The sequence below is a fragment of the Paenibacillus favisporus genome (assembly GCF_040545415.1).
GTDB classification, from domain to species: Bacteria; Bacillota; Bacilli; order Paenibacillales; family Paenibacillaceae; genus Paenibacillus_AQ; species Paenibacillus_AQ favisporus.
Map to the genome: position 1 here is coordinate 16,928 of NZ_JBEPLV010000011.1, position 25,039 is coordinate 41,966.

Annotated in this window: 22 protein-coding genes; 1 reads left to right on the forward strand and 21 read right to left on the reverse strand. The window is 53.4% G+C overall.

Going from position 1 to position 25,039, the window contains the following annotated elements; translation table 11 throughout:
• Positions 1 to 8: 8 nt before the first annotated feature.
• From nadA to pth, 20 genes are all read right to left on the reverse strand, one after another.
• Positions 9 to 947, reverse strand: coding sequence for a quinolinate synthase NadA (gene nadA, locus ABID47_RS32655; protein WP_076176681.1), 939 nt, complete (start codon positions 945 to 947; stop codon positions 9 to 11).
• 443 nt (positions 948 to 1,390) lie between these two features.
• On the reverse strand, positions 1,391 to 3,511 hold the full coding sequence (gene ftsH, locus ABID47_RS32660) for an ATP-dependent zinc metalloprotease FtsH (RefSeq protein WP_076176680.1): 2,121 nt from the start codon (positions 3,509 to 3,511) through the stop codon (positions 1,391 to 1,393).
• A 113-nt stretch (positions 3,512 to 3,624) separates the two neighbouring features.
• Positions 3,625 to 4,164, reverse strand: coding sequence for a hypoxanthine phosphoribosyltransferase (hpt, locus tag ABID47_RS32665; RefSeq protein WP_076176679.1), 540 nt, complete (start codon positions 4,162 to 4,164; stop codon positions 3,625 to 3,627).
• Positions 4,165 to 4,216: 52 nt separating this feature from the next.
• The gene (gene tilS, locus ABID47_RS32670) at positions 4,217 to 5,662 is read right to left on the reverse strand and encodes a tRNA lysidine(34) synthetase TilS (RefSeq protein WP_354503294.1); all 1,446 of its coding nucleotides are present in this window, start codon (positions 5,660 to 5,662) and stop codon (positions 4,217 to 4,219) included.
• Between the two features lie 75 nt (positions 5,663 to 5,737).
• Complete coding sequence (locus ABID47_RS32675; protein WP_354503296.1) at positions 5,738 to 6,685, reverse strand: serine/threonine protein kinase; 948 nt, start codon at positions 6,683 to 6,685, stop codon at positions 5,738 to 5,740.
• Positions 6,669 to 7,406, reverse strand: a complete 738-nt coding sequence (locus tag ABID47_RS32680; RefSeq protein ID WP_354503298.1) for a vWA domain-containing protein — start codon at positions 7,404 to 7,406, stop codon at positions 6,669 to 6,671. The genes ABID47_RS32675 and ABID47_RS32680 overlap by 17 nt, the downstream gene beginning before the upstream one ends.
• Before the next feature lie 166 nt (positions 7,407 to 7,572).
• Positions 7,573 to 9,984, reverse strand: a complete 2,412-nt coding sequence (gene spoIIE, locus ABID47_RS32685; RefSeq protein WP_435530694.1) for a stage II sporulation protein E — start codon at positions 9,982 to 9,984, stop codon at positions 7,573 to 7,575.
• A gap of 538 nt (positions 9,985 to 10,522) precedes the next feature.
• Positions 10,523 to 11,008, reverse strand: a complete 486-nt coding sequence (locus ABID47_RS32690; RefSeq protein ID WP_354503300.1) for a S1 domain-containing RNA-binding protein — start codon at positions 11,006 to 11,008, stop codon at positions 10,523 to 10,525.
• A gap of 125 nt (positions 11,009 to 11,133) precedes the next feature.
• Positions 11,134 to 11,499, reverse strand: a complete 366-nt coding sequence (locus ABID47_RS32695) for an FtsB family cell division protein (protein ID WP_116234463.1) — start codon at positions 11,497 to 11,499, stop codon at positions 11,134 to 11,136.
• A 61-nt stretch (positions 11,500 to 11,560) separates the two neighbouring features.
• Positions 11,561 to 12,139 (reverse strand): spore cortex biosynthesis protein YabQ, encoded by a 579-nt coding sequence (gene yabQ, locus ABID47_RS32700; RefSeq protein ID WP_354503302.1) that lies wholly within the window; start codon positions 12,137 to 12,139, stop codon positions 11,561 to 11,563.
• Entirely contained in the window at positions 12,136 to 12,417 is a 282-nt protein-coding gene (yabP, locus tag ABID47_RS32705) for a sporulation protein YabP (RefSeq protein ID WP_089549461.1), read from the reverse strand. Before yabP ends, yabQ begins: the two co-directional genes overlap by 4 nt.
• A gap of 186 nt (positions 12,418 to 12,603) precedes the next feature.
• Positions 12,604 to 12,882 carry an RNA-binding S4 domain-containing protein gene (locus tag ABID47_RS32710; protein ID WP_076176670.1) on the reverse strand — a complete coding sequence of 93 codons (279 nt, stop codon included), beginning with the start codon at positions 12,880 to 12,882 and terminating at the stop codon, positions 12,604 to 12,606.
• A 1-nt stretch (position 12,883) separates the two neighbouring features.
• Positions 12,884 to 13,156, reverse strand: a complete 273-nt coding sequence (locus ABID47_RS32715; protein WP_076176669.1) for an HU family DNA-binding protein — start codon at positions 13,154 to 13,156, stop codon at positions 12,884 to 12,886.
• Between the two features lie 316 nt (positions 13,157 to 13,472).
• Complete coding sequence (gene yabN / locus ABID47_RS32720; protein ID WP_354503306.1) at positions 13,473 to 14,963, reverse strand: bifunctional methyltransferase/pyrophosphohydrolase YabN; 1,491 nt, start codon at positions 14,961 to 14,963, stop codon at positions 13,473 to 13,475.
• Between the two features lie 219 nt (positions 14,964 to 15,182).
• On the reverse strand, positions 15,183 to 16,862 hold the full coding sequence (locus ABID47_RS32725) for a putative polysaccharide biosynthesis protein (RefSeq protein ID WP_354503309.1): 1,680 nt from the start codon (positions 16,860 to 16,862) through the stop codon (positions 15,183 to 15,185).
• A gap of 189 nt (positions 16,863 to 17,051) precedes the next feature.
• Complete coding sequence (gene spoVT / locus ABID47_RS32730; protein WP_116234479.1) at positions 17,052 to 17,594, reverse strand: stage V sporulation protein T; 543 nt, start codon at positions 17,592 to 17,594, stop codon at positions 17,052 to 17,054.
• Between the two features lie 245 nt (positions 17,595 to 17,839).
• A complete protein-coding gene (locus tag ABID47_RS32735) occupies positions 17,840 to 19,021 on the reverse strand; it encodes a peptidylprolyl isomerase (protein WP_354503312.1) in 1,182 nt (393 codons plus the stop codon).
• Positions 19,008 to 22,532 (reverse strand): transcription-repair coupling factor, encoded by a 3,525-nt coding sequence (gene mfd / locus ABID47_RS32740; RefSeq protein ID WP_251679205.1) that lies wholly within the window; start codon positions 22,530 to 22,532, stop codon positions 19,008 to 19,010. The genes ABID47_RS32735 and mfd overlap by 14 nt, the downstream gene beginning before the upstream one ends.
• Before the next feature lie 240 nt (positions 22,533 to 22,772).
• Entirely contained in the window at positions 22,773 to 23,003 is a 231-nt protein-coding gene (locus tag ABID47_RS32745) for an anti-sigma-F factor Fin family protein (protein ID WP_076176664.1), read from the reverse strand.
• 80 nt (positions 23,004 to 23,083) lie between these two features.
• Positions 23,084 to 23,644, reverse strand: coding sequence for an aminoacyl-tRNA hydrolase (pth, locus tag ABID47_RS32750; RefSeq protein ID WP_354503314.1), 561 nt, complete (start codon positions 23,642 to 23,644; stop codon positions 23,084 to 23,086).
• Between the two features lie 149 nt (positions 23,645 to 23,793).
• On the opposite strand from pth, the gene ABID47_RS32755 reads away from it, so the two are divergent.
• Positions 23,794 to 23,994 (forward strand): hypothetical protein, encoded by a 201-nt coding sequence (locus ABID47_RS32755; RefSeq protein WP_354503316.1) that lies wholly within the window; start codon positions 23,794 to 23,796, stop codon positions 23,992 to 23,994.
• Between the two features lie 76 nt (positions 23,995 to 24,070).
• On the opposite strand, the gene ABID47_RS32760 is transcribed toward ABID47_RS32755, so the two are convergent.
• Positions 24,071 to 25,024: a ribose-phosphate diphosphokinase gene (locus ABID47_RS32760; RefSeq protein ID WP_105442434.1), complete on the reverse strand. Its 954-nt coding sequence runs from the start codon at positions 25,022 to 25,024 to the stop codon at positions 24,071 to 24,073.
• Positions 25,025 to 25,039: the final 15 nt, after the last annotated feature.

Sequence of the window (25,039 nt, forward strand, 5' to 3'; positions counted from 1 at the left end):
AGCGCATGCTACTGTACTTGTAACATGCGCTCTAAAGAAGTTCTGGCTTTATCTGCAACAACCGGCGGCACGTAAATTTGCGGCTTCATGGTTTCCAGACACTTCACCAGTTTTTTCAGATTGTTCACCTTCATGTTCGGGCATACCAAAAACTTGGTGGCGAAATGAAACTCCTTATCCGGGCTGTCGAGACGAAGCTGGTATCCGGTACCGTCTTCGGTTCCGACGATAAACTGTTTGCTGCTTGATTTTTTGCAGTATTCCAAAATCGCCGTGGTGCTGCCGACGAAATCGCCCATGGCTACGACCTCCGGACGGCATTCCGGGTGTACGACAAACTCGGCGTCGGGATATTTGGCTTTCATCTCCACAACGTCTTTTACCGTCAGCATATCATGCGTATTGCAGTAACCTTCCCAAATGATGAGCTTCTTGTCGGTATGCTGTTGCACATAGTGACCCAAATTTTTGTCCGGTACCCAGATGATCTCATCGGAATCGACCGATTGAATCACTTTTACCGCATTGGAAGAGGTACAGCAAATATCCGTTTCCGCCTTGATCTCTGCCGAAGAGTTGATATACGTAACCACTTTGGCGTTAGGATGCTGCGCTTTCAGTTTGCGGAGTCCGTCCACGTTGACCATATCGGCCATTGGACAGCCTGCACGCTCATCCGGAATCAGCACCGTTTTGTTCGGAGCCAGAATCTTAGCGCTTTCACCCATAAAATGAACGCCGCAGAAGACGATGACTTCCGCATCGGTTTGAGCCGCTTTCTGGGCAAGCAGGAAGGAATCGCCACGGAAATCCGCTACTTCCTGAATTTCATCCCTTTGATAATAATGCGCCAAAATAATGGCGTTTCTTTCCTTCTTCAGCTTAAGCAGCTTCTCCGTCAGTTCCCGCTTTTGTTCCTGCTTATGCTCCAGTGCCAGAGCTTCCACCAGTAACCCACTCCCTCTGAAATCCCATGATTTTACCCGGTTGATGGCTTCATAACCTCATAACATCATGAATAGTTTGTGAAAATTCTCCCAAAGTTGCCCGTTGCAACCTCGAGACCATCTTGTTTATCAACTAATTTACACAAGGTTCACGATACTGTCAATTGACTAAAATGATCTTTATATGCTATCTAGCCGAAAGAAAACAAAGCTTCCCGCTCGATTCCGTCCGATTAGGCCGCCTCACTTCTGTTTGGAGCGTGCAGCCGTCCCAATCGCTACTATGCCTCAAAAAAAAATTAACTGATGCCACAGAGTTAAGGCGGAACGCTATCGGCTTTTATGCTTTGAACACCCCAAATGGCCGCCGCTCTTAGTTCCTGGCAAACGACACAAAAAACCCGGGGACGGCTAACCGTCTCCGGGCTGTTGTTGCATTGGGATTAGGATCTGGATTCCGGCGGTGTTCCGCCGTTGCCCGAACCTGGATTCTCATTCGTTCCATCATTGTTATTTGGAATGTCGCCCGGCGTATCCGTGTTGATATCGCTTGGCGGGTCATTCGGCAAGTTGGATGGAACATCGTTCGGAATTTCTTCCGTTGGCAGGCTGGTATTATCCTTGCCCTGAATGCGTACTCGCACGTCACCGACGTTGTCGATGACAGGGGCGCCATGTTCGGAAGAACCTTCATCATTTCCGCTTCCGCCCTCTTTCGGGCCGTCTTCAGAAAGATAACCTTGCTCGATCAGTTCCTTGATCTGTTCAAGCTCGAGCGTCTCCTTCTCAAGCAGCGTGTTCGCGATGAGGTGTACCTCTTTCGAGTACTTGGTCAGCAGGTCTCTCGCCCGCTCGTAGCACTCGTTTGTCATGCGCTGCATTTCCTGGTCGATCTCATAAGCGATCGAATCACTGTAGTTCTGCTCGTGACCGAGGTCACGGCCCAGGAATACCTGACCTTGCGAGGACCCGAACTGAAGCGGTCCAAGCTTCTCGCTCATACCGTATTCCATAATCATGCTGCGGACGATGCCCGTAGCCTGCTGGAAGTCGCTGTATGCGCCTGTTCCGATTTCACCGATAAACAGTTCCTCGGAGACCCGGCCGCCCAGGAGACCCGTCACCTTATCAAGCAGCTCCTGCTTGGTTACAAGCATCCGGTCTTCCTTCGGCATCATGATGACATATCCGCCGGCGCGTCCGCGCGGAATGATCGTTACCTTGTGTACCATATCGGCATGCTCCAAGAAGTAGCCCACGATCGTGTGACCGGCTTCGTGGTAAGCGACAATCCGCTTCTCCCGGTCGCTGATCACACGGCTGCGCTTCTCGGTACCGACGATGACACGGTCAATCGCTTCATCAACCTCTCGCATGGAGATGTCTTTACGGTTACGGCGTGCAGCAAGCAGCGCCGCTTCGTTCATCAGGTTCTCCAGCTCGGCGCCGGTAAAGCCTGTCGTACGTTTAGCCACAACATCCAGCTTGACGTCTTTGGTCAGCGGCTTGTTGCGTGCGTGAACCTTCAGTACCGCCTCGCGGCCTTTCACGTCTGGACGATCGACCGTAATTTGACGGTCAAAACGGCCTGGACGCAGAAGCGCAGGGTCGAGGATGTCGGCACGGTTCGTTGCAGCCACGATGATGATGCCTTCGTTACCGCCAAAACCGTCCATCTCAACGAGGAGCTGGTTCAGCGTCTGCTCGCGTTCGTCATGCCCGCCGCCGAGTCCGGCACCGCGCTGACGACCTACGGCGTCAATCTCGTCAATGAAGATAATACATGGTGCGTTTTTCTTGGCGTTCTCGAACAAGTCACGCACACGGGATGCACCGACCCCGACGAACATTTCCACGAAGTCCGAACCGGAAATACTGAAGAACGGAACTCCGGCTTCACCCGCTACGGCGCGGGCGAGGAGGGTTTTACCTGTACCTGGAGGGCCTACAAGGAGAACCCCTTTAGGAATACGGGCACCTACTGCGGCAAATTTCCGCGGATCCTTCAGGAACTCAACGACTTCGACAAGCTCCTGCTTCTCTTCGTCAGCTCCCGCAACATCCTCAAAGGTAACCCTTTTCTTCTCTTCATTATATAGGCGGGCGCGGCTCTTGCCGAAGTTCATAACCTTGCCCCCGCCTCCCTGCGCTTGATTGAACAGGAAGAAGAAGAGAATAAACATAATAACCAAAGGAATCAGTGAAGAGAGCAGCGTCAGCCAGACGCTTTCGCCTTCCATCTTCTTCTGGGTGAATTTCATGCCGGTTTTGTCACTGGCAGCTACCAGCTCTTCGATTGCAGCATCTGTAGCCGGAGTGTAGGTCGAGAAATTCTCTGATTTAACGTCGGCCGGTTTATTCTTATATTTACCGGTTACCAGATAGGCGTAACCGTCGAATTGAACCGTAATTTCCGATACGTTACCAGCAGCGATTTGCTGGCGCAATTGATCGTATCTAGGGCTGTCAGCAGATTCACCGCTGTTGCTGACAAACTGGACTATGCCCACCACAACTAAAAAAAGAATCAAATAAAAACCAGAATTCCGGATGAACCGATTCATCCCCTACCTCCTCTCAAAACACTTTAATTATTTTACCATAGCCTGTCTGACCATCTCAAATAGAGGTGGTAAAGGCATGAGCGTGCTTAAGCTCATGGGCTTGAGTAGCGCAATTAGTGGGTATAGATTTCCGGTTTCAAGATCCCGATGTAGGGCAGGTTCCGGTAATGCTCAGCGTAATCCAGACCGTATCCGACAACAAACGCGTCAGGGAGTACGAATCCGGTATAATCCGCCTCGAGCTTCACTGTTCGGCGGGCAGGTTTGTCAAAGAGCGTAACCACGCACGTCGATTTGGCGTTGCGGCTCTTGAGCAGCTCAATCAGATGGCTCAGCGTGAGACCGCTGTCGATAATATCTTCGACAATCAGCACGTCACGTCCTTCAACTGGGACATCCAAATCCTTGATGATTTTGACAACGCCCGAAGACTTGGTCTGCGCCCCGTAACTGGATACGGCCATGAAATCGAGTTCCATAGGTACTGTCATATTTTTAACCAAATCCGCCATAAAAATAAACGCGCCTTTGAGTACACAAATCACAAGAGGGTTGCGACCCTCATATACCGAGCTCAGCTCGGCACCGAGTTCCTTAATTTTCTTCTGGATTTCTTCTTCGCTGATCAGAACTTCTTGAATATCGTTTTGCAACTGAGCGAACCTCCTACGTTATACTATGAAAGCCTAACAATGACCATTACAGTTACTCCGCATTCCCCGCATCCTCCAGGGAAAAGTGAAGCACCGTCGATGTATGCGCACCTACAGCGGCATGAATCGAACGCCGTACACCCGGGATCCATACGATGCTGCCTGAACCGTCAACAAGAACCGGTATGCGGGAGCGCATGGATGGAGGTATCTTCGCGTCAATGAAAATATCTTTTACCTTTTTGCTTCCGTTTAATCCCATGATTCTCATTGTGTCCCCAGGCTGTCTTGAACGGATCGTGAGTGGAAACTGCAGCTCATCGGCGTCAAAAACCGCTTGATGACCGTCTAACGCCATCTTGGACAATTGATTTACTTCAGGCGTATGCTCCGCCATTCTCAGGACTTTCCTTATTTCTTGCAACCACAACTCCGGGACGATTGCATCCAACCGATATGTATAGCTAATCATCTTCTCCGGCATCCCGTGCATAAACGTTATCCAATCGTATTCGCGTATGCAGACCAGGCCGCAGCCCAGATCCAGGTGCCATGTTGTGCTGTCTTTCTGGTGAATCCCGTGCCGAATGGTTTCGATCTTGTGATAATCGGTGTTTTCGGAACCCGGCGACAGATAATTTAATATTAGTTTAATCAACCTCCGTTGTAAAGCGACATGTAAGGCCAAAAAGGAAGGCGCCCGAAAAGCGTGCCTTCCATGATTACACTGTACCAGTTCGCGGTATGCGTTCACTGCTGCCTGTTCCACGAAGTCGTCTTCCGGGCCGATAATGTCAGCCATCTGATTGATCGATTGAACAATCCGACTATTATATTGCCCTAAATAAGGCAGGACATCCAGACGGATTGCATTCCGTCTGTACTCAGTCTGGAAGTTGGTCTGGTCGACAGCGTAAGGATAACCATTCTGCTCACACATATCCACGAGGTCTGTTTTGTATATACGTAAGAAAGGGCGGATAAGTTCCACATTTTTTTCCCGTCTTTTGAACCGGATTCCCCGGAGTCCCCCCGGCCCGCTTCCGCGCAGCAAATGCATCAGCACCGTCTCCGCCTGATCGTCGGCGTGATGGGCCAAAGCGATAGTGTTGGCGCCGCACGCCTGCGCCGTTTCAAACAAAAATTCATAGCGCTTGAACCGGGCCGCCTCTTCCACCCCCTTGCCGCTCTCCTTCATATAAGAGGGTACGTCGACTCTGGCCATCTCAAACAGGATGCCTAATTCCGCGGCCAGCCGCCGGACCAGTTCGGCTTCCTCTTCCGCTTCGGGCCGCAGCCCATGGTGAGCGTGGGCACAAATGAGGTTAAGGGGGACCGCCGTTTCGGAAATGTCCTTCAGAACATGCAAAAGAGCCACAGAGTCCGGACCTCCGGATACTGCGACTACGAGGGTGTCATGGGGAGACCATAAGCGGTGCTCTTCCGCCGTGCGGAGCACTTGCTCTTTAATTGTGCTGAACTTCTGCCTGCTCTCCATCCATGTTCTCCTTTTTTCGCATTCATGCCTATGTATCAATATCTTCTATTATACAGCTCACCGATCTGGTGTTGCTCATTTAAAAAATACAAAGTACACGGCAGCTCCCAGCATAATGACTGAGAAGGCAAACGTATTGATCAGCCACCTCGGCGTCTTGCCCGGGGCTCTGCCGGAAACGGCCGGTGCATAAATTTGCTGTTTCCACGCGGCCAGCGCCTCCCTGGACCCCGAAAATTCACCTTGGATTGCTTTCCGCAGCCATAGGGCATACGGCTTCAGCTTCGGGCTCCGGCCGATCAGGTTGAGCAGCTCCGAGCGGTTCCGCGTCTGCGGAAGCAGCTGGGCGCAGGCCGCCTTCAGTCCCTCTTCATTCAGAAGCTGGATCATCAGCACGGCAAAAGCGAACAAGTCGTAAGCTTCATCGCTGCTGCGGCTGCCGGCATTCCAGTAACCCCGGTCATACCACTCCGTGAACTGCTTGACGCTGCGTCCGATTTTACTGACGCCGCCGTAATCGATCAATTCCACCTGCCCATAATCCGATACCATGACATTGTCGGGCTTAAGGTCTCCGAATATGAATCCGAGCCGATGCAGGCCGGTCAGCTTTTCGAGCAGCCGCAGCCCTGTAATTCCAACCCATTCCTCGCCCCGCCGGCGGATAAAATGATGGATCGGATTCCCCTCAATATAACGCATCACGTAGAATGGCACTTCTTTACCCATCCCCGTAAAATCATCCACTTCCAGCAGAAACGGAGTTTTGAAGCTCCCCTTCAGCCCGTCCTGGCGCCTGCTCTGTGACTGCAATGAGGTCAGCACATTGATCTCCGACTGCAGATCCAGCGTGTCATACCCCATTTTCAGCGCGTACAAATTCCGGTATCCGGCCTTGTGAACGAGGTACACGATGCCATTGCCGCCCTGTCCAAGCACTCGCCGGATCACAAAGCGGTTATTATGCCATTTTCCCGTAATTACCGTTCCGGCCGGATATGCCGGTCTAGACGACGTAGTCACCGAGCATCCCTTCTCCTTCTCCGTCATTTCCCCGCCAGGTTTGTCCGTCTAGTGTACCATAACGGAAGAAATCAATCACCTTCAGAATCGCCGGTCCGGTTGGCGTGGCCCCTTTCATTTGGATTCGTTGGAACAAGTTACGCACTCCGCCAAGATCCTGGATCCAGTCGGAGTCCATGACGGCGTCCTCTCCGCTTTTCCGTCCGGGAAAATGGAATACAGCCAGTTCGCTTTGGCCTTCCCTGGCCTGCAGGCTGAGCATCAAATCCCGAATGGCGTCCTCGACCGCAGCCAGCTTCGGCTTCATACTGGCACTGGCATCAATCAACAGGGCGACCTGAAGCGGTGTCGTTTCGGTCAGCTCATCCACGACTTGAACTACCTGAGACCGCTGCTGGGGCGGAAGCTCCTCCAGGGATCCGTCCCCCAAAATCGTCTTTAACTCCTTATTAACCGCCTGCTGTATTGTCTGAATCACCGTTTTGCGCGTCATCATCTGCATCGTTTGAGCCAGCTGCCTGGTCCCCACGATGCGGCTAACCCCCCCGCCGGCCTTGGCAATTTCAGCAATTTCCAAGCTGCCAAGCTCCCCAATCGTTCCGTAATCGATCACACCGGCGACATTTACCGTAATTCCCTCCTGCAGCGCATGAGCTGCGGCCATGACCGGGCTTGCCCCGACATTGGAACAACCGTCCGTAATTAATAAAATTTGTTTCATGATGGCATCATTCCTCCCAAAAGTGACTATCACCCTTTAAGTTCTAGTATTTCCACTTTTGAGAGATTCAAACGGCTGCCCGGCCTCTCCATCCCATTTCCCGGGCAATGGGACGGATAACAACTAGTTTTACATATTCACCTCCGATGATGATCCGGCAATGCGGTCAGCTGACCGTGCGCGGCCGCTCCATGCGGTCGACGCCCGGCACATGCAGGGTAGCCCACTCCGGCTGGTAATGCTCCACCTTTCCGACAACGACGGTCATGTCGTCATGAATTTGATTTTGCTGGTAACGAATTACTTTCTCGAGCAGGCAGTCGGCAATATGCTGCGGGTCGTTACTTTCGATCTCCTGCAGCATCCGCTTCATCCACAATTCCTTGTTCACGGCGTAACCCGGCGCATCATAGATGCCGTCCGTCATCATGATAACGATGTCCCCTGCTTGCAGTTTCAAGGTGACCAGGTCCACCTCAATATCCTGAATAATGCCGATCGGCAGGTTGCTGGCCGAGACGGGAATCACTTCATTGCCGCGTTTGATAAAGCTTGGGGCAGAGCCGATTTTCATAAACGTCGTTTCCGCTGTATATTGATCAATTAACGCCATATCCACCGTCGCATAAATCTCCTCCGGGGATCTCAGCATCAGAATGGAATTCACCGATTTGATCGCCAGTTTCTCATCCATGCCCGACTGCAGCAGCTGCTCCAAAATGTTCAGCGCGGTGCTGCTCTCCAGTCTCGCCCGCTCTCCGTTGCCCATTCCGTCGCTCAGCGCCACGGCGAAAGTGCCGTTGCCCAGCTCGACCGTACTGAAGCTGTCGCCTGACAGCAGATCTCCTCCTTTGGCGGCCCCGGCCACCCCCGTCGTAATTTCAAACGTTTTGGCCGACCCGAACATGACGGTCGCAAGCCCGTCTTTGGTGCTGCTGAACGTTTCATTCAGTACGGCCACATGCTCGTCCAATATATCGGACAGCAGCGGCGCAATAATTTTACGGCATTCATCGTACCCCCTTGTATACGCATGCACAATTTCGATTTCCACATGTCCGGGATCCAGACTGATGATTTCGATCCCCTGGATCGACAGCCCCAGCTTCTCCAAAGCGTCCCGAATTTGCTCCTCCTGCCGGTACATCGCTTGTCCTTCCCGCTGAATTTCCTTAGCCAGGTCCTCCATCACCTGGGATACGCCCGATAATTGCTCGGCGACCAATTGACGGCTGTCGTATATTTGCCGTTTCCACTGCATATCATGTTGGTAGAGATGATACTGCTGCTTCATGACATCCACAACGTCGCCGGTTTTGGCGCACATTCTCTTCCATTCCTCCGGAACGTCCTCAGCCGACATCTCCGGATTCTCCTCCACCGAAGTCATCACGTCGGTCATATATTTATAGGTTTGATAGAACTTCGCGTCCCAGCAATGGCTTTTCTTGAAGCAGTTCGCACACGCCCCTTCCGTCACGGCATTCATAAAATGGTCCATTTCTTCGTTCCGCTTGCTCACCTCCTCCGTGCCGGACACCTGGCCAAAGCTCTGGGACAGCTGACGGAACACCTGCGAGAACTGGGTCACCCGCTCGGCGGTCAGATCCCTTACCCGCTTGGCATACTCATGCTGCGATTTGCTGTGATCCGTCGTCCCCGGCACATACTTGGAGATCACCGCAATCATCGCTTTCGGGGTCAGCAGAAACAGTCCGATGGCGATACAGGTTTCCCAGGTGGACTGCATGACGTCGCCCGGACCGCTGAAATAGATGGACAGAATGGAAGAGCCCAGCAGCATGCCGATGGATACCGCTCCCTTCCGCCCTTCCCGCAGCATGCCGGCGAGCATCCCGGAAAAAGCGAGCAGGCTCATCTGATAAATGGCCGATATATCCGCCAAGCTCAGAATCAACCCGGTTACGACGCCGACCGAAGCCCCTAGCGGCGCCCCGCCGACCAGCGCAAACACCAGGATCAGGTATCTGGAGAGGACATGCTCCACGGACAAATTATATACGCTCCACCCCACCGCACCCGTCATGACGGAAGCAAGCAGGATAATCAAGCATAGAATTTCTTCGTTTTTCAGCTGGTAGTTCTTTTTCCTGTACGTAAACACCGGGATCGCTTGGATAAACACGAGCGTCAGCACGAAGCTGAGTACGGCATCGACCGCGGTCATCATCAGGGCATACCATGTAAACGGCGGACCGATCAGCACCGTGAATATTTTGACGCAGAAGGCGGAGACGAACACCATCAGCGGCGCGTAGGAGAGCTCGGCGTGGTCAAAAGCGTTCAGCCCTTTATACATCAGGTGGAAGATGATGAGCTCGGCGGCGATAATCAGCGGTGCCGGAAACGGAGCAAACAGGGAGCCCAGGATCACGGCCATCCCTACCGGCAGGATGTAATCCCTCCGCATGAAGGCGATGACTGCAAAAAAGGCGACTGCAAACGGCGACAGCTCGTCCAGTATCATGGCTTTTCCGAGTAAGAAGCCCATAAAAGTCAGCAGCAGCATCCACTTCTTAGCTGCGAGGAACTGCATCGGCCGCTGCACGGCCGACATGTTCCGGATCCGTTCCGACCAGCTCATTCCGTCCACGACCGCTTCCCCCTTTGCCGATTTCATGACAGGCACGTCCATCACATTCCATTTTTCCATGATCTTGGCACCACCATTTCGTAGGATTTGTTGGTACCCATTATAGAACCGGTGAAACATGAAAGTTTGTCAGAACAGCGGACAAGCGAACAAGAAATTTCCGACAAAAAAGCCTGCGTTCCCGAATGATCGGAAATCCGGGTCGACTGGTTGTCCCCCAACACTTCCAGCCCGTTTCCAGCGGGTTCGATCCGGGGGAATCTCCCGAATAAAATCACCGCTTCGGCTAGCGATTGCGAAAGAGATAGCTGGAATGGCGTTGGATGCTGTCGGTAATTTCTTGCAGAACGACAAAATTACCGAATGCCGCCCTTGAACGGGAAGAAGACTGCAGAACTGCGCCTGGCCCGCTGCAAAAACAAAAAAACCGCAGAAGGCTCGGTGCCCTCTACGGTTATCTGCTTCATACGGTTATCGTATGCTCTAATCTGTTAGGTAAAAATTACATGCGTTTCGCGCCACGGCCTCCGCGCTTGGATTCCGTGTTCTTCTTGATCGACGATATGCGCTCCTCGCTGTCTTTTAGGAAACGAGACATTTTATCCTCGAATGAAGTCTTGTTGGCCGCAGGCTTAAACGGACGCCCGCCACGTTCACGATTGTAACCTCCACCACCGCCAAAACGGTCTCCGCCGCCTCCACCGGTACGTTCCGGTCTTGGTCCTCTTGGAGGCCGAGCTTCGGATACCGGCTTATCAACAGCTTGTTTGATGGAAAGCCCGATCTTGCCGTCCTTATCGACATTGATCACCTTCACTGTCACAACATCATTGATCTTCAGGTGATCGTTAACATCCTTGACGTAATTATCGGCGATTTCCGAGATGTGAACGAGACCCGTGACACCTCCTGACAGATCCACAAATGCTCCAAAATGCGTTATGCCTGTCACCTTGCCTTCTAACTTGGTGCCCACTTCGATTGCCATAGAATAAAATGATCCTCCCTTAAAAATATACAACAAGATTTAATAAAACCTTGGCTGTGGTGATTTGATTATACATAAAGCGTAAACCCAGGTCAACTGAGTAATAACCCACTTCAGCGCCTATATTAAGGGCTGGTGGATTCCGCATGAATCGGGGTTTCCCCCGGCAAATACAGACCATAATTTTTCCTTGCCAACTGTCCAATATACTCCGGATCGTTCAGCCGTTTCACGTCCCGCTCGAGCTGTGCCTTCGTCTGTGTGGTCTGTGCCTCCAGCTTCAGCTTCTTCGACAGCTCGGAACTCTTGTCCGCAATTTGCGAATTCTGGTCAATAAAGGTATAACCTGCCCACCCCATAAACAGAATCATGAAAGTCAGCCATAAAAAAATCCGCCTCCGTGCGCCAGCATGATGACCGGCAGGCTGTTTGTCATTCTTTTGTGTAGTCTGCGGACGGGTTTGGGCTGGTGATGCAGCGTATTTTCCCATGAATGCCTCCTCTTTACAAATACGGAAATCGTTGCGTAACGGGCCGTTTCCTAAGCCTTGTCTACTCCTTGGAGAACCATCGCTTCCACAGCTCTGCAGCTGCGGTGAGAAACTTCCTGAACCACTCGGGCATCTTCAGACGGGAGGTGATGGGGCGGAGCATCCATTGAAGCAGCTTCCAGAAAGGCGTGAGACAGCGCAGGATCACGTGGAGAAGAAACATCAGGAGGCTGCCGAGCATGACGGCAATCCACTTCAACAGTTTCAAGATCGCACGGATCGGAGCCCAGACGAGCGCCCGAAACAAACGCTTGATTACATCAATCACGTAACGTACTGTCCTTATTAACATTACCACAAAACGCTGGGTTGTAACACTCAAGATTAAAAAATATAACCATACCCCAATAAAGAGTCCCACAAATACATAAAACCGAAGCTGGCCGTAATTGCTGATATACAGCATCCGAAACACAAACAGGGCCGCAGCGCTCCAGTACAGCACGTCCAATACATGAAGGGTCCATTTCGGAAAGTGGAGCTGGCCCGACAGCACCCGGTAACTGTCATAGGCCACCCCCAACGCCGCTCCCGAGAACAGCATCCACAGCAGGGTAATCCATTGAATCTGTGGACTCATTTAAACAGCTTGCCGAGCATTCCTTTGTTTTTGCTGTGCGAACCGGGATCCAAATAAACCAGGGAATTCACGTGGCCCTCGATCGAGAGCAGGCCTTCTTCCAGGTTTAAATTTTTAATATGTAAATTCTGGCCTTTGATGGTCAGGTGCCCTAGCTCGGTTTGGAGCAGAAACTCCTCGCTGTCAAAACTCTCCACATTGTTTACCCCCGTCAGGTGCAGCTGCTTGCGATTCAGCATATGCAATTCATGCTGCTTGTTTTTCGCTTGCTCGATCATGGCATGTACCCCTCCTTCTTAACAATAGCTTATGGAGCGGTTTCGGGGTTTAGAACCAGCCCTGCCGGGTGAAACAGAGGAACTTTAAGCATGAGCCGAACATCGTGCCAAGCTAAAAAGGCATCCCCCGATCGTGATCGGAAGATGCCTCTAATGTGCTGCTTATATGCCTTCTGGAATGCCCGCCTACCAGTTCAAACCGTTATCTTTGGCGATCGGTTCTTCCTTGACCAAGGTGTACAGGCTGTTCGCCTCGTCCTTGCGGGTCGTTTCGGCAAGCCGCTCCACCTTCACGGTGACCAGCTTCTGGCCGAACTGGACGGTGATCTCATCGCCCACCTTGACCGTGCTGCTGGGCTTGGCTTCCCTGCCGTTAATGAGGACCCTTCCCTGATCGGAGACGTCCTTCGCAACGGTACGCCGCTTAATTAACCTTGATACCTTAAGGAATTTGTCGACGCGCATCTTATTTTACGGCTTCTTTAAGCTTGTTGCCCGCTTTGAAAGCAGGAACGTTGGATTCCGGAATTTCGATGGTTTTGCCGGTTTGCGGGTTGCGGCCTGTACGACCGGAACGCTTGCGGGTTTCAAAAGTGCCGAAGCCGATCAGCTGAACTTTTTCACCGCTTGCCAGAGCTTCCTCAATTTCACCCAGGAAACCGTTCAAAACGGACTCCACGTCTTTTTTAGTCAAACCGCTTTTCGTGGAAATGTTGTTGATCAGATCTGTCTTGTTCATAAATTATAATCCTCCCAATATACAAAGAAATAAGTATTGGCGCGGTAGAGGAGCTTAGCCCCAAAACATACCGCTTTTGGCGCGTTCTGTATGGTATTCTTGCTGTGCTGCCCGAATTCCTGCCTCAATCCGCCAATTTTTTATAATTTCCGAGGAAATCCCTGCAAAAAGAAGCTGCTGGACGTCGTCTAACGGAAATTTTGCGCGAAATCGGAACCATGAAACACGGAAGTCATTCATTCGTGTTCGCTAAAAGGGCTTCACTCCGCAGGCATTGAAGGCGCCTCCCGTCCCTCCAGGGACCGGAGATTTCATATCATACCTCATTTTTGGCCCGTTGCCAAATTTTCTCCATCTCATCCAGGCTGGCTTCCTGCAGCATTTTGCCTTCTGCGTGCAGCACATCCTCGATGTAACGGAACCGGTTGACGAACTTGCGGTTCGTTCTCGACAGCGCTTCTTCCGGATCGGCATCCAGGAACCGGGCCGCGTTCGCCGCCGCGAACAGAAGGTCACCCAGCTCGCCCACCTGCTCGTCGACGCTCTGTCCCTCCGCCACGGCCTGCCGCAGCTCTCCGAGCTCCTCCTCGATCTTGTCGAATACACCCTCGATGGAGTCCCAGTCGAACCCGACCTTGGATGCCTTCTTCTGAAGCTTATATGCCTTCATGAGCGCAGGCAGTTCTCTTGGAATCCCGTCCAGGGCGGACGCCTTCTCAGGCTCGATGCCTTTACGGCGTTTCTCCTCAGCCTTCATGGCATCCCAGTTCTGCAAGGCGGCTTCCGCATCCTTGGCCTTGTTCTCGCCGAACACATGCGGATGGCGGAAAATCAGCTTGTCATTCAACCCTTGAATGACGTCGAACACGCTGAAAGTGCCTTCCTCTTCCTCCATTTGCGAATGCAGCATGATCTGCAGCAGCAAATCTCCAAGCTCCTCCTGCATATGCTCCGGGTCATCGTCATCGATGGTCTCCAGCACCTCGTAGGTTTCCTCGATGAGATTTTTCCGGATCGACGCATGCGTCTGTTCCCGGTCCCAAGGGCAGCCCTCCGGACTGCGGAGGATGCCGACGATCTCATGAAGCCGGGCAAAGGTCCGCTGGCGCAGACTCTCGTCGTCACTTCTAGGAACGTATACGAGCGAGAGGTTGCCATAGCCAAGGGCGCGGTCGAGCTCAAACAGCGGAACCTGAAGCACCTGCTCCTCCCCTTCGACACCAAGCGCATGTCCGACAACGACCTGGTAATCGTCAGGATAGAGTTCCATGAGGCACAGCTTCACCTCAGAAGCGGTAAACTCATCGTATACCTGCCCGATCACGGTGTGCAGCTGGGGCTGCAGCATGCTGCTGCGAATGCCGGTGGAATCGAGAAGCTGAAAGCCTTCGATCGGATCAAAGCCGAGACGGATGAAGGCTTCGTCGAGAAAGGACTCCCCGCCCAGGATTTCAAGGGAGATCCCCTTCTGCGGGCAGTGCTCCCTCAGCAGCTGAACGGTGGACTCCGCCACCATCGGATGCCCGGGCACCGCATAGACGATCACGCTCTGTTCATCGCCGGCCGAAGCCAGCTCCAGCAGCCGGTCTGCGATGGAGGCGTACACCTCCGGAAACGAATCATGCGCTTCGTAGATGTGGTCAAACGAGCTAATTTCGAGCTTCAGCTCCTCCAGCATCGACATGACCGGATGCTCTTTCGTTCTGACGTAGATTTGCGATGCCTGCTGCAATGTCTTCACAATACCCATCGTCAGCCGGTCCGGGTTGCCCGAACCGAGACCGACAACCTTCAGTACTGCGCTCATATGTCATTCCTCCGCTCTATTTCCCATTCTTCCGGGAATGGGGCATAAATATACTATATCACGGTTTCTTTTTTAAAAGAAAACCAGAAGCGCAAGGGGGTCCCCGCATGGCCCGGCCCTTTACTGAAGCTAGTTCAGCGGCTCCTTTAATCCTCCGCCTTCTATCATTCTCCCTCTATGACGGCCAAAAATAGAAGATTCCTCCGTCCCCTGCGGTTATTACCGCAGAAGCCGAACCCGCTTCAGTAAGGCGGCCAGCGGACGGCCGATCTTCGGCAGCATGGCAAGCTCCTCTTCGGTAAGGAGCTTGGCCAGCACGGCGCCGGCGAGAAACACGGCGCCTCCGGCCGCGGCACCGGCAACACTTGCCGCGGCGGCCACGAGGCGGGCGGGCAGCCCGAGCGCGGACAGCACCGCGTCCGCCGCGAGCGCCGCAGCGCCCGCCACCACGGCCATGCCGGCCAGCATCAGCGCCGGCTTGGCCAAGGCGGCACCGGCGCGAATGCGCAGGCCGGTGCTGCGGGCCAGCAGCGCGATGTTGAGCGCTGCCGCCAGGAAGTGCGCGGCCACGCCGGCGATGGCCGCGCCGGTAATGCCCAGCTGCGGAACCAGCAGCAGGTTCAGCAGCGTCTTCGCCGCTGCCGCGGCCAGCAGATGCACGGCCGGCGCACGCACGATGCCGACGCCCTGCAGGAGCGCAGCCGAAATGATGCTGAGCGCGCTGCCGACGGCGGTGAAGGCGATCCAGCGCATGACGCCGCTGCCCGCCGTGTCCTGGTACAGCGCGATATTCAGGGGATCGGCCAGAATCGCAATCCCCACCGATGCGGCGAGGCCCAGCAGCCAGAACCAGCGCAGGGACAGCCGGGTACGCTCGCCCACCAGCTCGCGGTCGGCTCTCGCCTTTGCCTCCGCCAAAGCTGGGATGAACAGCACCGACAACGACGTAGCCAGCATCGTCACCAGCTGGACGATGGGGATGCCGCGGTTATAGATGCCGAACTGGATCATTGCTCCCGCCTCACCGGCGCCTCCGGCTTTGAGCAGCCGCGGTACGGTAAAGCTGTCCACCATGCCGATTAAAGGCACGGCCAGTGAACCCAGACAGACGGGAATCGCGTACAGCAGGATCCGCTTCAGCAGGCTCCAGCTGCTCTCTCGCCCGGCTTGACGCGGCTGCCCCGTCCGAACGGAAGACGCCTTGTGTGCCGACACGGCAGCGCCTACCGCGCCGGCAGAGCCACGCCGAGTCCGCCGGAACCTGCGCCAATAGCCGAGCATGACGATGAGACCCGCGGCTCCGCCAGCAGCCGATCCCAACAGTGCCCCTGCTGCGATGGTCTCCGGCTTCGCCCCGATCCCCGTCAGGTAAATCAGCAGTCCGATCATGACGGCCACCCGCGCACACTGCTCCGTGATCTGCGAAACGGCGGTGGGCATCATGTTTTGGTATCCCTGAAAAAAGCCGCGCATCCCGGTCATTACCGGCACGAACAGCAGCGCTAAGGACGCCGTCCGCACCGCCGGCACGACGCTGGAATTGTCGATCCAGGTCCCGATAAGCGGAGCGCAGGTGTACACGGCGGCCCCCAGGACGATGCCCAGCAGCGCCAGCAGCACCGAGGACAGCCTCATCACCCGGAGTCCTTCCCCCGTCCCCCCGACGGCTTCGTCCTCTGCGACGAATTTCGAGATCGCGGCGGGCAGGCCCGCGAGTGCGATCGTCATCATTAATGAATAGAGCGGATATACCGTGTTATAGATGCCGAACACCGCATCCCCGCCCATGTTTTGCAGCGGAATTTTCTGCAGCGTGCCGATCAGTTTCGACAGCACCATAGCCATGCTTAAAATCAAAGCCCCCTGCAGCATCTTCGATGCCGCACCTGTCTGTTTCATCCTCTTCCCTACTTTTTGCCCGGATTCAACCTCGGTCATTTGGCGTTGCTTCCGTTTTTTCGATACGAATACCCCTATTATACCTGAGGAGAGCGGACACAAAAAACTCCCGCCTTCATTCCCGGATCATCCGTGAATATGAAGGGGGAGCTTCGGGTACTCGAGGAAGAGCCGTACCGGGCTGCCGGATTACTGCTCCATTTGCTTGCCAAGAAAAGCAGCGGCTGTCTCGGACATTTTGACTTCCAGCTGGGACATCTTGGTCGCTTCGTCCTTGCTAAGCAGAATGACTGAACCAATTGGATCTCCGCCGGAAATGATCGGCGCGGCCACAAAAGAGGACAGATTCTCCTGATGGTCCTTGCTGATTTCGTAGCTGCCTTGGTTTGTTTCCAGCAGCGTCTTGCGGCTGTCCATGCAGTTCTCGATCAGGGATCCGATCGGTTTCTCCAAGTATTCCTTCTTGGAGCCGCCTGCAACGGCGATAAAGGTGTCGCGGTCGGAAATGATCGTGATGTGTCCGGTACCTTCATACAGCGACTCCGCATATTCCTTGGCGAAATCGCCCAGCTCGCCGATCGGGGAGTATTTCTTCAGAATAACTTCACCATCACGGTCTACAAAAATTTCAAGCGGATCTCCTTCACGGATACGCAGTGTACGTCTGATTTCTTTAGGGATGACCACTCTGCCCAGGTCATCGATACGGCGGACTATTCCAGTAGCTTTCATTAACATGTTGCCCCGCTTTCTAGAGAAGATTTTTCAACTACTGTTCTTATGGGAAGAGGTGAGTCCCAGGAATATAAGTTGTGATATCTGCCCATAGTATTCATCCATTCCCAATTCCTTATACATGATGTTGGAACTATTAGTTGCGGTTGTTCTGCACATTTTATCCAGCTCAATGCCGCAAAAAAAGACGCGGGTCTGGCCCGCGCCTTCCTTCCTGCACACGATTCAATGCGGAATATGGATTATTTGCCCGATCCCTCGCCGGGCTCGGTTACCTTTTCTTCAAAAGTAGTCGTACCTTTATCGCTGGTTTTGGCATCTCCGCTGCTGCTGCCTGTCGTGCCTGTACCGGTGCCGGATGTACCGGAAGTAGAGCCCCCGGAAGTGGTGCCTTCCGTGCCGCTGCCGGACGTTCCCGTTCCGGTTGTTCCTGTGCCGCTCTTGGAGGTATCCGCCGTTTTCGGCAGATCGATCTTCTTGATGATCTTCGTCAGGTCATTCTGCATAAACTGATCGATCTTCGATGCGCCCAGATTGCTCCGGATCATTTCTTTCTGATCGTTCGTCAACTTGTCATAAGGCGTGTCCTTGCGGGAGTCGACCTTGATAATGCTGTATCCGAGATTAGATTCGACGGGAGCACTGATTTTGTTCAGCGGAAGGGTCAGCACTTGCTCCTTGAACTCCTGCACACTCCACTGTCCAACGGTAAAGTCTTTGTAGACGCCGCCATTGTCCTTGGAGGACGAATCATCCGAGTACTTTTTTGCCAGCTCGGCAAAATCTCCCCCTTTGTCCAGCTGCGATTTGACGTCTTTGGCAATCTTCAGCGCATCTTCTTTGGTGCGCTCCTTGTTATTCGAATCGGTCAGCCCGATCAAAATATGATGCACCGTGGCCACCATGAAATCCTGCTTGTTGGCCTCATACTGCTTCTTGATGTCGTCTTCGGTCACTTTGGCGTTCATGTCCTCCATGACCGTCATAACCTGCACCAAATATTGCTTAAGCTCGTCCTCTTTGAGCTTCTGGTCGCTCAGCAGCTGCTTGAACTGGTCATCGCCCACCTGTTTCTTCATTTGGTCGATTTGCTGGCCGGCCTTTTTCTCGCCTTCCTTCTTGGCATCGTCCGTAGCCTTGCCGCTCAAATATTTAAAAGCAATTTTTTGCTTCACCAAATAATCCTGGAAATCGGCCATGTCCATAAATTGGGCATACTCCGGAGACATAAACGTCATGATTTTTTTCTGCGTCTCAAATTCATTCTCCGTAATCTCTCCGCCTTCGTAGGTTGCCACCGTTTTACTGGCATCCTTCTCTTTATCGGAGCCGCCTTTCTCGCAGGCTGCCAGCACGGAGAGGGTCAATACGCACACCAAAGTCAGCAGAATTCCTCTCCATGCTCTTTTCTTATTGAACAACATCCTGAAGTTCCTCCTTCGATTTGAACAGCTCACGGATCGCTTCCAAGAATTGTTCCAGCAGATCGAGCAGCTGCTTGTCATCAAGCCCCTTGCCTTTGATTCGGATCGTCATTTGAGCATCCTGCTCAAATTGTACACGTCTCTCGAAGCGATTGCCAACTTGTGCAAGCTTCGCGGTGCTGACGGCCTTTTCCTGCCCCTCGTAAAATTTGAGGATCAGATCATCCCCACGGCGGTTGATAGAGTCGATGCCGTACATCTTGCCGTATACCTTCAGCCGGGCGACGGTCAGCAGGTTCGTCACCGCCTCTGGCAGCTCCCCAAAGCGGTCCAGCAGCTCATCCTCCAGCTCCTTCCCGTCGTCGAACGAAGAAACTGCCGCCACTTTCTTATAAATTTCAATCTTTTGAATGCTGTCATAAATGTACTCGGACGGTAAATACGCATCGATGCCGATATCGAGCGCGGTGTTCCACGTCTTCTCCGGTTCGACCTTTTCTCCGAGAACGGACACCTTCCGCTTCTGGATTTCCTCGGCAAGCATTTGCGAGTACAGGTCGAAGCCGACGGAGGCAATGAACCCGTGCTGCTCCGCACCGAGCAGGTTCCCCGCTCCGCGGATCGCCAAGTCGCGCATCGCGATTTTGAAGCCGGAGCCAAGCTCCGTAAACTCCTTGATCGACTGCAGGCGTTTCTCCGCCACCTCGGTCAGCACCTTATCCCGCTGGTACGTAAAGTACGCGTACGCAATCCGGTTGGAGCGTCCGACACGGCCGCGCAGCTGATAGAGCTGGGACAGGCCCATTTTGTCAGCATCATGCACGATAAGCGTATTCACGTTCGGAATATCGACGCCTGTCTCGATAATGCTCGTGCTGACAAGGACGTCGTATTCCCCGTCCAGAAAGTCGAGAATCGTCTTTTCCAGCTCCGTCTCCGACATTTGCCCGTGGCCCACTCCAACCTTGGCCTCCGGCACCAGCGCCGAAATTTGGGCAGCCATTTCATGAATGCCTTGAACGCGGTTGTACAGATAATACACCTGACCGCCGCGGGCCAGCTCCCGTTCGATGGCCTCTCGCACCAGCGTCTGGCTGTATTCCACGACATACGTCTGCACAGGGAAGCGGTTTTCCGGCGGCGTCTCGATGACAGACAGATCCCGGACTCCCAGCATGGACATATGCAGCGTCCGCGGAATCGGCGTCGCCGTCAGGGTCAGCACGTCGACATTCGTCTTCAGACGCTTCAGCTTCTCCTTATGCGTCACACCGAACCGCTGCTCCTCGTCCACAATCAGGAGGCCCAGATCCTTGAACACCAGATCCTGGGACAACAAGCGGTGGGTGCCGATCACGACGTCGACCGTCCCCTGGCGGATTCCCTTGATCGTCTCGTTCTGCTCCTTCCGCGAACGGAACCGGCTCAGCACCTGAATGTTCATCGGATATCCCGAGAACCGCTCCCGGAACGTCTCATAATGCTGCTGCGCCAGAATCGTCGTCGGCACAAGAACGGCCACCTGCTTGCCCTCCATGGCAGCCTTGAACGCGGCGCGGATCGCCACTTCGGTCTTGCCGTAGCCTACGTCTCCGCACAGCAGCCGGTCCATCGGACGGTTCCGCTCCATATCCTTCTTGATCTCTTCGATCGCCCGCAGCTGATCGCGTGTCTCATCGTAAGGGAACATTTCCTCGAATTCCTGCTGCTCGGTCGTGTCCTTCTCAAAGCCGTATCCCGGCGTCGACTGCCGCTCGGCGTACAGCTTGATCAAATCGTCGGCGATGTCCTGTACCGAAGAGCGGACTTTATTTTTAACGCGTGTCCACTCGTTGCCGCCCAGCTTGTAGATCTTCGGCTCCTTTTCCTCTGAACCGACGTATTTCTGAATGAGATCGATCTGTTCGATCGGCACGGACAGCTTGTCGCCGCCGGCATACAGGATATGCATATAGTCCTTGTGGATGCCGTTGATTTCCAGCGTGCCGATACCCATATATTTACCGATACCGTGGTTTTGATGGACGACATAATCGCCGACCTTCAGCTCGGTATAGCTCTTAATGCGCTCGGCGTTATCAATGTTTTTGCCCAGCTTGCGGATCTTCCGCTGCTTCTGGGAGAACATTTCGCCCTCGGTAATCACCGCCAGATGAATGGACGGCATCTCAAAGCCCGTCTGCAAATTACCCTGCAGCATGATCGGCTCCTCGATGTTATAATCCTGCAGCACCCGCCGCATCCGGTCGAGCCGTTCGTCGCTGCTGGCAAGCATCATCACCTGAACCCCGGACTTATGCCAGCGGTCCATTTCCGCTTTCAGCACGTTCATCTGCCCATGGAAATCCTGCATCCCACGGCTGATAAAGTTCAGGATGTTCTGAGGTTGGGTATGCGGAACCTGACGCAGGAAAATCGACATGAATATCGTCTGGAAAGGACGCTGGTACAGTATCTCGTCGCCGTCAACGGACAAATGCAGCTGCGGCAGCGTCTTTCCGTTCTGCAGCAGATGCAAGTTCCACTCGGATTCGTCACGCTCCAGCTGTTTGGCTGTTTCAAGAAGGCGCGCCGGCTCGTCGAGAATGAGGACGGTGTCCTTGTGTAAATAGTCGTACAGCGTCTTGTGCTCCGGATAGAGCAAAGAGATATATTTATAGATTTCCGGAAAATAGACATGCTCGCGCAGCAGCTCCATCTCCCGTTTCATTTCTTCCGATAGACGCAGCTTCGCCTGCCGGTCGGTCATCTTGCCAAGCTGCTCTTCCAGCAGTTGAGCGGTGGCTGCAGCTGCCTGCTCCAGCCTCTGATGATCGGCGATGATCTCCTTGCAGGGCGTAATGGTGACTTCCTTAACTTTATCGATTGACCGCTGATCGGACGGGTCAAACGTGCGAATCGAATCGATTTCGTCGTCAAACAGCTCGACGCGGTAGGCCAATAGGGAGGTCATCGGGTAAAAGTCGATAATTCCTCCGCGTACGCTCATTTCGCCCTTGCCTTCGACCCGTTCTACCCGTTCGTATCCCATTTCGATCATTTGGGCCAGGAAAGCTTGGGCGTCCAGTGTGCCGCCATCCTGAATCACAATTTGGGCTTTGGCCATCACTTCCGGGGCAGGCAGAAACCGGCGCACCCCCGAAAACGGTGCCACCACAATGCCCGAAAACCCCTGCGCGCACTTCATCAGCACATCAATACGCTGCGCAAGGGTCTCTGGACTGGATACCGCGGATTCGGCTGCCACCAGCTCATTGGCCGGATACAGCAGCACACGGTCCGGTGAAAGCGCTTCCTGTAAATCCTCCGCGATTTTCTGGGCGGAAAACATGTTGTGAGTGACGACGAGCATCGGGCGTTTGATTTCTTCAAACAGTGCCGACAGCATAACCTGACGCGCGGACCCCGATAACCCGGAAACGAGCTGTTCCTTCATACCGGCCGATAACCCGGCGGTAATCGACTTCAAATCCGGATCTTTAGAGAAAGCTTCTATAAGTGCATGTAACAAAGGGGGCACCTCTCTTATGCTTACTTGTTATCTTTTGGATGGTAGATTGAATTTTACCATAAAATACCTGACTGCGGTGATTTTTCGCTGTGCTTCATTAAAATATATCTACCGGCAGCGGACATCCCCTGGTCTTAGAAGACCGGACAAAAGGAATACCCAAAAGAAGCCTCAGCAGCACTGCCAAGGCCCTTCCATTCACGGTATCTGTCCGCATTAGTCGCGGTTTCGCGCACAGCATTATTGAAGCGGGTTTGCCAACAGGCTCAGCTCCGGATTGTTCTCCAGCGCTTCTCTGCAGTAATCACAGATCACTTTGACCGTTACGTCGCCGCTTAAATCATACGCTATTATATCTCTACGTTCTGCCGGGGTCAAGGAATGGAACCCCAGCTGGGCGTCGGTAACCAGGGACGAATCTATTTTTCCGAGCGGCGTGCGGCAGTGCCGGCAAATATAATTTATTGCCATCTATATGCCTCCTGAAAGTCGTTTATACTTCAGTATGCCCGAAAAAACGTTCGTTTAGCCCCCGATTCCTGCCCTCGAGATCAACCGTTAAACTTGGCCATCGTTTGTTCAAAGGTATGGTTCAGACTGAACTCCGCGGCGTCGCAGGCTTGCACAATCATCGTCTTCAGCAGCTCGTTCTCCTTTTTCGGAAAATTCGAGAGCACATAGTCGACGATCGCATATCCCGGCTCAGGCCGGGATATCCCCATCCGGATCCGGTCGAACACCTGCGTTCCCGTATGCTGAATGATCGATTTGATGCCGTTGTGGCCTCCGGCGCTGCCCTGATACCGCAGGCGGATTTTGCCGGTTGCCGTATCCATGTCGTCATAAACGACAATCATATCCTCGAGCTTAGCCTTGTAATAATCCATATAGGCCCGCACCGCTTCTCCGGACAGGTTCATGTAGGTCATGGGCTTGATAAGAACGACCTTGTCGGTTCCGATAAAGCCCTCGCCGATCAGCGCCTTGCATTTGCTTGGCCCAAACTTAATGCCATGCCGCTCCGCCAGCGCATCCAGCATCATAAAGCCGACGTTGTGACGCGTTTTTTCATAATTGGATCCCGGATTCCCGAGTCCTACAATCCATTTCATTGCGTTATTCGATCCTCCAGACCGGCTGCTGCCGCTACGCCTGCTGTGCAAGTTAGCATTAGCACCAAATTTTGTTACAATAGAGTATAGGATGCTGCATCGCTTCTAGCCATGGCATCCATGATCACCATAAGAAGGCGGTACGGTTCATGACTGAATTCGGCCAATTGCTTACGCTGCACCGGCACTTTCATCAGCACCAGATCCACGGCATCCCCGTTCAGGTTCTCCGGCAGGGCGTACACGTGGACATTGGAACGATTACCTCATTCACCAAGCACTTCGTTGAAATTCAAGGTACGCTCTACAACCGGAATGTGTATACCTTTGTGTCGACTCCCGGATATTAAAGAGCATGCGCGAGAAGGGTTATATTTCCTGGAGCCAGGAAACATAACCCTCTCTTTGCATATACCTTCCCTTGCCTTATTCGATTTCGAACAGTTTGCTTATGGACAATTCCTCATGCACACGGATGATGGCTTCACCCATCAACGGAGCTACCGACAGAACTTTGATCTTCTTGCTCGGCTCCGGATGCGTAATCGGAATCGTATCCGTCACGATGACTTCGCTGAGTGGAGAATTCTCCAGGCGTTCCATCGCCGGGCCGGAGAAGACGGGATGCGTACAGCAAGCATACACTTCCTTGACGCCGCCTTCCATCAGGGCATTGGCCCCAAGCACGATCGTGCCGGCCGTGTCGATAATGTCATCGATCAAAATGGCCGTTTTGCCTTCGATATGACCGATGATGTTCATAACTTCACTTACGTTCGGTTCCGGACGGCGTTTATCAATGATGGCCAGCGGGGCATTCAGGAAATCAGCCAGTTTTCTGGCACGAACCACACCACCGTGGTCTGGAGACACAACAACCGGATTCTCGATTTGCTTGGAACGGAAATACTGGGCCAGAATCGGCACCCCAAGCAGATGATCAACCGGAATGTCGAAGAAGCCTTGAATCTGCATGGCATGCAGGTCCATCGTGATGACACGGTGGGCACCCGCCTTCTCAATCAGATTCGCAACCAGCTTAGCGGTAATCGGGTCACGGGAACGGGCCTTACGGTCTTGACGCGCATACCCATAATAAGGGATTACGACGTTAATGCTCTTCGCAGAAGCACGCTTCAGCGCATCGACCATGATCAGCAGCTCCATGAGATTGTCATTTACCGGACCACATGTCGACTGCACGACATAAACGTGGCAGCCGCGAACGCTCTCCGATAATTTTACCTGAATCTCACCATCACTGAAGCTGGTCGTATGCGAATCCCCCATGGGGATGCCGATATAATCCGCAATTTGCTGTGCGAGCTTCGGATTGGAATTGCATGTAAATATTTTTAACTTCGAATCACAATAAGTCATAGAATTAAAACCCTC

Bases quoted from the DNA above. Each gene is read 5' to 3' on its own strand.
- ftsH (WP_076176680.1), bottom strand. From the start codon at position 3,511: ATGAATCGGTTCATCCGGAATTCTGGTTTTTATTTGATTCTTTTTTTA.
- tilS (WP_354503294.1), bottom strand. From the start codon at position 5,662: ATGGAGAGCAGGCAGAAGTTCAGCACAATTAAAGAGCAAGTGCTCCGC.
- ABID47_RS32680 (WP_354503298.1), bottom strand. From the start codon at position 7,406: ATGAAACAAATTTTATTAATTACGGACGGTTGTTCCAATGTCGGGGCA.
- spoIIE (WP_435530694.1), bottom strand. From the start codon at position 9,984: ATGTCGGCCGTGCAGCGGCCGATGCAGTTCCTCGCAGCTAAGAAGTGG.
- ABID47_RS32690 (WP_354503300.1), bottom strand. From the start codon at position 11,008: ATGGCAATCGAAGTGGGCACCAAGTTAGAAGGCAAGGTGACAGGCATA.
- ABID47_RS32695 (WP_116234463.1), bottom strand. From the start codon at position 11,499: ATGGGAAAATACGCTGCATCACCAGCCCAAACCCGTCCGCAGACTACA.
- yabQ (WP_354503302.1), bottom strand. From the start codon at position 12,139: ATGAGTCCACAGATTCAATGGATTACCCTGCTGTGGATGCTGTTCTCG.
- yabP (WP_089549461.1), bottom strand. From the start codon at position 12,417: ATGATCGAGCAAGCGAAAAACAAGCAGCATGAATTGCATATGCTGAAT.
- ABID47_RS32710 (WP_076176670.1), bottom strand. From the start codon at position 12,882: ATGCGCGTCGACAAATTCCTTAAGGTATCAAGGTTAATTAAGCGGCGT.
- ABID47_RS32715 (WP_076176669.1), bottom strand. From the start codon at position 13,156: ATGAACAAGACAGATCTGATCAACAACATTTCCACGAAAAGCGGTTTG.
- yabN (WP_354503306.1), bottom strand. From the start codon at position 14,963: ATGAGCGCAGTACTGAAGGTTGTCGGTCTCGGTTCGGGCAACCCGGAC.
- ABID47_RS32725 (WP_354503309.1), bottom strand. From the start codon at position 16,862: ATGAAACAGACAGGTGCGGCATCGAAGATGCTGCAGGGGGCTTTGATT.
- spoVT (WP_116234479.1), bottom strand. From the start codon at position 17,594: ATGAAAGCTACTGGAATAGTCCGCCGTATCGATGACCTGGGCAGAGTG.
- ABID47_RS32735 (WP_354503312.1), bottom strand. From the start codon at position 19,021: ATGTTGTTCAATAAGAAAAGAGCATGGAGAGGAATTCTGCTGACTTTG.
- ABID47_RS32745 (WP_076176664.1), bottom strand. From the start codon at position 23,003: ATGGCAATAAATTATATTTGCCGGCACTGCCGCACGCCGCTCGGAAAA.
- pth (WP_354503314.1), bottom strand. From the start codon at position 23,644: ATGAAATGGATTGTAGGACTCGGGAATCCGGGATCCAATTATGAAAAA.
- ABID47_RS32755 (WP_354503316.1), top strand. From the start codon at position 23,794: ATGACTGAATTCGGCCAATTGCTTACGCTGCACCGGCACTTTCATCAG.
- ABID47_RS32760 (WP_105442434.1), bottom strand. From the start codon at position 25,024: ATGACTTATTGTGATTCGAAGTTAAAAATATTTACATGCAATTCCAAT.